This window comes from Candidatus Paceibacterota bacterium (genome assembly GCA_041661265.1).
Classification (GTDB): Bacteria; Patescibacteriota; Minisyncoccia; order JAHIHE01; family JAGLIN01; genus JBAZUT01.
Genome location: JBAZUT010000008.1, coordinates 77075 through 83597 on the forward strand (window position 1 = coordinate 77075; position 6523 = coordinate 83597).

Sequence of the window (6523 nt, forward strand, 5' to 3'; positions counted from 1 at the left end):
TATGAAAAAAGAGGCAATTGCTGAGGGTCCGGAAAAAAAAGCCAGTTTCGGCAAAGTGGAAGATATACAGATAACGCAAGAAATGCAGGATTCATATCTTGATTATGCCATGAGCGTTATCGTTCAGAGGGCGCTTCCGGATGTCCGGGACGGCCTGAAGCCCGTGCACAGAAGGATATTATATGCCATGCATGACATAGGCCTCAGACCGCAGGCGAAGTTCAAGAAATCTGCGACAGTGGTCGGAGAAGTGCTCGGAAAATATCATCCGCACGGAGACGCGGCGGTCTATGAGTCGATGGTCAGAATGGCGCAGGACTTTTCAATGAGATATCCGCTCGTCCATGGACAAGGAAATTTCGGTTCGATGGACGGAGACAATGCGGCAGCTATGAGGTATACGGAATGCAAATTGAAACAGATCTCCGAAGAACTTCTTACGGATATAGAAAAAAATACGGTTGATTTTGTGGACAACTACGATAAGTCCCGGAAAGAGCCGTCGGTTCTTCCCTCGAAAGTTCCTCAATTGTTGCTGAATGGGACCGTCGGGATCGCAGTCGGAATGGCAACGAGCATACCTCCGCACAATCTCGGAGAGATCATCGATGCTACGAATCTTCTGATAGATAAGCCGGATGCTTCGGTTGAGGATCTCGTGGAATTTGTGAAAGGACCGGATTTCCCGACCGGAGGATTCATTTTCGGACACAAAGACATTTTGCAGGCTTACTCGACGGGAAGAGGAAAGATCGATATGCGCGCAAAGGTGGATATTGTTGAAAATCAGAAAGGAAAATTCCAGATCATCGTGACCGAAATGGTTTATCAGGTCAACAAGGCCGCTCTCATCGAGAAGATCGCCGATCTGGTGAAAGAAAAGAAGATCGAAGGAATAAGAGACCTTCGGGACGAGTCGGACAGGGATGGAGTCCGTGTTGTCATTGATCTCAAGAACGATGCCTATCCCAAGAAAGTTTTGAACAAGCTCTATCAATACACCGATCTGCAGAAGGCGTTCCATATGAATATGCTTGCGTTGGTGGAAGGGATCCAGCCGAGGGTTCTGAATCTGAAGATGGTCCTTGAATATTTCATCAAATACAGGGAAGAGGTCGTGAGAAGAAGGACGCAGTTCGAATTGGACAGGGCGAAAGAAAGAGCGCACATACTCGAAGGATTATCGATCGCGCTTGACCATATCGATGCGATCATCAAGACCATAAAGAAATCTCCGACCAAAGAGGAAGCGCATACGGCTCTTATGAAAAATTTCAAACTGAGCGACAAACAGGCGGATGCTATCCTGGAAATGAAGTTGCAGGCATTGGCCGGACTTGAAAGAAAAAAGATCAAGGATGAGTTGGAGGAAAAAAGGCTGCTCATCAAGAATCTGGAAGCGATCCTGAAAAGCAGGGCAAAGGTCCTTGGTATCATCAAGACCGAACTTGCCGAAATAAGAGAGAAATATTCGGACGAGAGAAGGACGAAGGTCTTCAGAAATGCCATCGGGGAATTCTCCCAGGAGGACCTTATTCCGAGCGAAGATGTAATCGTGACCATAACCAAAGAAGGGTATATAAAAAGGATGAGCCCGCAGATCTATCATGTGCAGCACAGGGGAGGAAAGGGTGTGATCGGAGCTACGATGAAGGAAGAAGACGTGGTGGAACATTTTTTCACGACAAATACGCACAATAATCTTCTATTCTTCACGAATATGGGAAGGGTATTCCAGACGAAAGCATATGATATTCCTGCGAGCACCAGGACGGCAAAGGGGCAGGCTATCGTCAATTTCCTCCAGCTTTCACAAGAGGAGGATGTGACGGCAGTTGTTTCCCTCGCCAGCAAAGAAGAAATAAAATTTCTTGTAATGGCGACGAAAAATGGTATAATAAAGAAAACAGAGATCGAAGAATTCTCGAACGTTAGAAGGTCGGGACTTATTGCAATAAATCTCAAGAAGGGTGACGAACTCAGGTGGGTCAAGCCTTCCGGCGGTTCTGATGAGATTACGGTAGTGGCGTTCAACGGACAATCGATCAGATTCAAAGAGAAAGATATCAGGTCTATGGGCAGGAACGCGTCCGGCGTCAATGCCATGAGATTGAAACCTTCAGTCGAAGTTGTGAGCATGGACGTGATTCCGTCGTCAAAAACCAAAGACACGAGATATATTCTGACAGTGACCGAGAACGGCTTCGGAAAGATGAGTGATCTGAAATATTATAAGGTCCAACGAAGGAGCGGAAGCGGCATAAAGACAGCTATCATCAACAATAAAACCGGAAAACTCATCGGCGCAAAGGAAATTGAAGAATCGGCCGTTGAAAAGGATCTGATCATAGTTTCCAGGAAAGGGCAGATCATCAGGATACCGATCTCGAGCATTGCGAAGTCAGGCAGAGCAACTCAGGGAGTGAGGATCATGCGTCTTGATCCGAGCGATAAGATCGCCTCAATTACCGTTATATAGACCTTGGCGTGATATTTTGCATGATGCTCGGTGTTCTGGAAATATGATAAAATAGTTTTAAGTATACAGTATCTGGTATCAAGCATTTAGCATAAACGCATACCACTGAATATGTGAATCTCATGGATAACGAGATTTAATTTGCTTATATATAAAATATATGGAGGCTAAAAGTAATTTAGAAACTGTTCAAAAAGTCGGCAGCGGCGGATTTTTGAATCCCGAAAAGATCGTGGACTCTCTGATTATAAAAGGCGGATACAGAGTTGCGGATTTCGGATGCGGAGCGGGATATTTTACCATACCGATCGCCAAAAAAGTTTCTAACGGGGGAAAGGTCTACGCTATTGATGTTCTCACCGATTCGCTTGAGGCTGTTAAGAGCAAGGCCAAGCTTTTTGGTCTTCTTAATATCGAGACCGTAAGGGCAAATGTTGAATCTGTCGGAGGCACAAAGATAAAAGACAGGAGCCTGGATCTTGTTGTTCTTGCCAATATATTATTCCAGTGCAATGACTATAATTCCGTATTTTCAGAGGCCAAAAGGATCCTCAAGGACAGCGGCGAGGTCGTCATTATCGACTGGGTGCCGGATTCCGTAAAGATGGGTCCGAAATATGAGCACTGTCTTTCGAAGGATGACGTAAAGAAACTTGCCATCAGGAACGGATTCAGATTTATGCGGGAGATAGACGCGGGAGACCGGCATTATGGGATGCTTTTTTCTTTGATCTGATCCTGCTGAGCGGACGGCCGATAGCTTTGATCTTTGGTCCGGGAAAATGAAAAAATAAGCGGAACCGGTATCGTTTAATGCGATTATTTTCTTGCGGTATATTTCCTTGAATATCTTTTTTTGAACAACAAAAATTAATTTTTAAAACAAAATAAATGACTCCACAGAGAATGATGATGATATTTTTGGCTACGATATTTTTTTTGATTGCGGGATGGTATTTGGCCGGGTGTCCCGGAACAAAGGTCTGTCCATTCTTCAGAAAAGAAAAAGATCCTCCAAAAAAAGTTTATCTGTCTTTTATCGGACCATGGGATAGCGCTGCAGATTGGGGAGAAGTTACTGAAGCATTCAGACAATACAAGATGCAAGAAGCCAATGGATATATCGATGTCAATGTGATATACGAGCAGATCGACGATAATATCAATTATGAAGAGATCATAAAAGAAAGGCAATTTGATGATGAAGGACCGAACATTTTCATGTTGTTCCATACCTGGATGCCTCGCTATGAAGGAAAGATATTGCCGGTACCGGAGACCATGATGACGCTTGATGAATTTAAAAATACTTATGCATATGCGGCAGTTCAGGATCTGACAGCTGCGAATGGCACCATATACGCATTGCCTTTTTATGTCGACACGCTGGCGCTTTATTACAATACCAAAATGTTCTTGAACGAGAGCATACTTGAATATCCGAGAAATTGGATCGAATTCGAAAATTATGTTGAAAAATTGACATATTACAAAAAGGATGCAAGCGGCAAAAATATTTTTGATGGGAATGGAGATCTGATGATAGATTTTGCCGGAGCGGCTTTCGGCGGAGGCAGTAATGTGAACAGAAGCCAGGATATCGTTATGCTTCTTGTGATGCAGAACAACTATGATGAAAAAAATATCGTGTCTTTCAAAACGGAAGGTGCTGAAAATGCCATTAAATTTTATATAGATTTCACGGATCCGAAGAGCAGATTCTATACATGGAGCAAGGATCAAATGTTCTCAATCGATGCATTTACGCAGAGAAAAGCCGCAATGATGGTGAACTATTCAAAAGAGATCCCGAATATCCAGAGCAAGACCGGAGGGACTATGGATTATAAGATAGCGCCGCTTCCGCAGCTCGATGACAGAAGAAAAGTGAACTATGCGAGCTATTGGGTTCCGGTCGTGGCCAGCAAGGCGCCCTGCGCTGCTGCCGCCGGATTAAGAGTGGATTGCTATGATCTTGCATGGGAATTTTTGAATTTCGCCTCGCAAAAAACATATGCGAATATGTATTTGGATAAAACAAATCGGGCTGCTGCGAATCTTGAGATCGCCAGGGAGCAATCGCTGGCCGGAGATGCCAGAAGCGTTTTCGCAAGCCAGGTGTTCACTGCGCGAAGCTGGATCAATCCTTACGATTCCATTTCGGATGAGAAGCTTCTTGAAATGATAAATCAACTGATTGCGAACAAGGAAGGTCGGCAAGATATCGACGGAGCTATGACGATCCCCAGAAGATATATTTCTGAAATAAACAGATGAGAGCGTTGTATTAATTGATGAAACAGCTCATCCCCCTTTTAAGGGGGATTTTAATCCTAATATACCCAAAAAATATGGAAAGTGAACGTGAAATAAAAAAAGAGATCCCTTTGGGATCCGATCCGGAAAAGAATAAAGATAAATCAAGGAAATGCTGCCATTTCAGGTTGATGGGCGTAGTCATTTCTTGCGTCATACTTTCTTCGATCTTTGGAACATTTGCTGGATTTCTGTCATACAAGATGGCGAAAGATCGTTTTGGTGGGGAAAAGTATTATGCGGGTAATGCCCCGGCTGCGGCGCTTCCCGATGGAAAAACGAAAGTGGTGAAGGAGGAATCCGCGATAATCGATGCGGTGAAAATGGTCAGTCCGGCGGTTGTGAGCATTATAATTACGGAAGATCTTCCCAAGGTCGAACGATATTATTCAGACCGCTTCGGAAGCGATCTTTTCAACGGGACACCTTTTGAGTTCAATGTTCCCCAGCAAAGGCAGAACGGTACGGAAAAGCAGGTTACAGGAAAAGGCTCCGGCTTCGTCATTTCAAATGACGGATATATTGTGACGAATAAGCATGTGGTAAGCAATGAAAAAGCGGAATATACCGTTCTGATGAATGACGGTAAAAAATATGATGCAAGGGTCGTAGCACAGGATCCCGTGAACGACATCGCAGTGATCAAGATCGATGCGAAAGACCTGCAAACCGTTGAATTCGGCGATTCGGGATCTATCGAGATCGGGCAGGTGGCTATTGCGATTGGAAACGCTCTCGGGGAATATAAGAACACGGTGAGCGTCGGCGTAATTTCGGGTCTCGACAGGTCCATTGTAGCCGGAAGCGAAGCGACGGGAGATCTTGAACAATTGAAGGGTCTCATTCAGACCGATGCGGCGATCAATCCCGGAAATTCGGGCGGACCTCTTTTGAATTCCAGCGGACAGGTTGTCGGGATGAATACGGCGATCGCAACTAATGCGGAAGGCATCGGATTTGCGATTCCAGTGAAAGAAATAAAGAAAGTCGCAAATGATGTGATGACGGAGGGAAGGATCATCAGGCCCTATATCGGCATCAGATATATGCAGATCACAAAGGATCTTGCGGCAAAGAACAATATTTCATATGACTATGGAGCATTGATCGTCAGGGGCGGCAATAAGGAAGATCTGGCGGTGATACCGGCGAGTCCGGGCGACAAGGCGGGGCTCGTTGAAAATGATATTATCTTGGAAGTTGACGGAGTGAAACTGGATGAAAACAATTCCCTGACGGACATTGTGGCGGGCCATAATGTCGGAGATGAGATCACTTTGAGGATCTCGCATCGCGGCGAGGAAAGCACGGTGAAGGTGAAGCTGGAAGAAAGAAAACAATAAATTAGTATGTAGTATCATGCGAGGTGCGATTGTTCTATTGCTACATTGCTCTATTGTTAAAATACTCTCTCCAAAGCCTGTTTCAACCGGAATCCTCCAACGTTTAAAAATTAGTTCATTAACTCATTCGTTAGAAATTAAAAATTAAAAATTAGAAATTTTACACCCATTCCCCTCTAGAGAGGGGGTTGGGGGTGTGTGAATTCGTATTTGTCCTATGTTCCATCAAAATCTGAGATTGCTTCGGTCATTGCTATTTCCTCGCAATACCCGTTAAAAGGAAACGTCAAGGATAATAGTTGGGAATAATGAGCTATACAGTTATAAATGATAATTTAGAAGCATCATAGCATTCATTGTTTTTATTCAGATTGAACATTATTAC

General features: G+C 44.2%; 4 protein-coding genes. All 4 read left to right on the forward strand.

Annotated elements, in window-relative coordinates; all coding sequences use genetic code 11:
* The first annotated feature begins 1 nt into the window (after position 1).
* The 4 genes from gyrA to WC788_06580 all read left to right on the forward strand — a co-directional run bounded on the left by gyrA (position 2) and on the right by WC788_06580 (position 6138).
* Complete coding sequence (gyrA, locus tag WC788_06565; protein MFA6097263.1) at positions 2–2479, forward strand: DNA gyrase subunit A; 2478 nt, start codon at positions 2–4, stop codon at positions 2477–2479.
* Positions 2480–2639: 160 nt separating this feature from the next.
* A complete protein-coding gene (locus WC788_06570) occupies positions 2640–3215 on the forward strand; it encodes a class I SAM-dependent methyltransferase (protein MFA6097264.1) in 576 nt (191 codons plus the stop codon).
* Between the two features lie 155 nt (positions 3216–3370).
* Positions 3371–4756 (forward strand): extracellular solute-binding protein, encoded by a 1386-nt coding sequence (locus WC788_06575; protein MFA6097265.1) that lies wholly within the window; start codon positions 3371–3373, stop codon positions 4754–4756.
* Between the two features lie 74 nt (positions 4757–4830).
* A complete protein-coding gene (locus WC788_06580; GenBank protein MFA6097266.1) occupies positions 4831–6138 on the forward strand; it encodes a trypsin-like peptidase domain-containing protein in 1308 nt (435 codons plus the stop codon).
* Positions 6139–6523: the final 385 nt, after the last annotated feature.

Coding starts and splice junctions, on each gene's coding strand:
- WC788_06580 (MFA6097266.1), top strand. CDS start 4,831: ATGGAAAGTGAACGTGAAATAAAAAAAGAGATCCCTTTGGGATCCGAT.
- WC788_06575 (MFA6097265.1), top strand. CDS start 3,371: ATGACTCCACAGAGAATGATGATGATATTTTTGGCTACGATATTTTTT.
- WC788_06570 (MFA6097264.1), top strand. CDS start 2,640: ATGGAGGCTAAAAGTAATTTAGAAACTGTTCAAAAAGTCGGCAGCGGC.
- gyrA (MFA6097263.1), top strand. CDS start 2: ATGAAAAAAGAGGCAATTGCTGAGGGTCCGGAAAAAAAAGCCAGTTTC.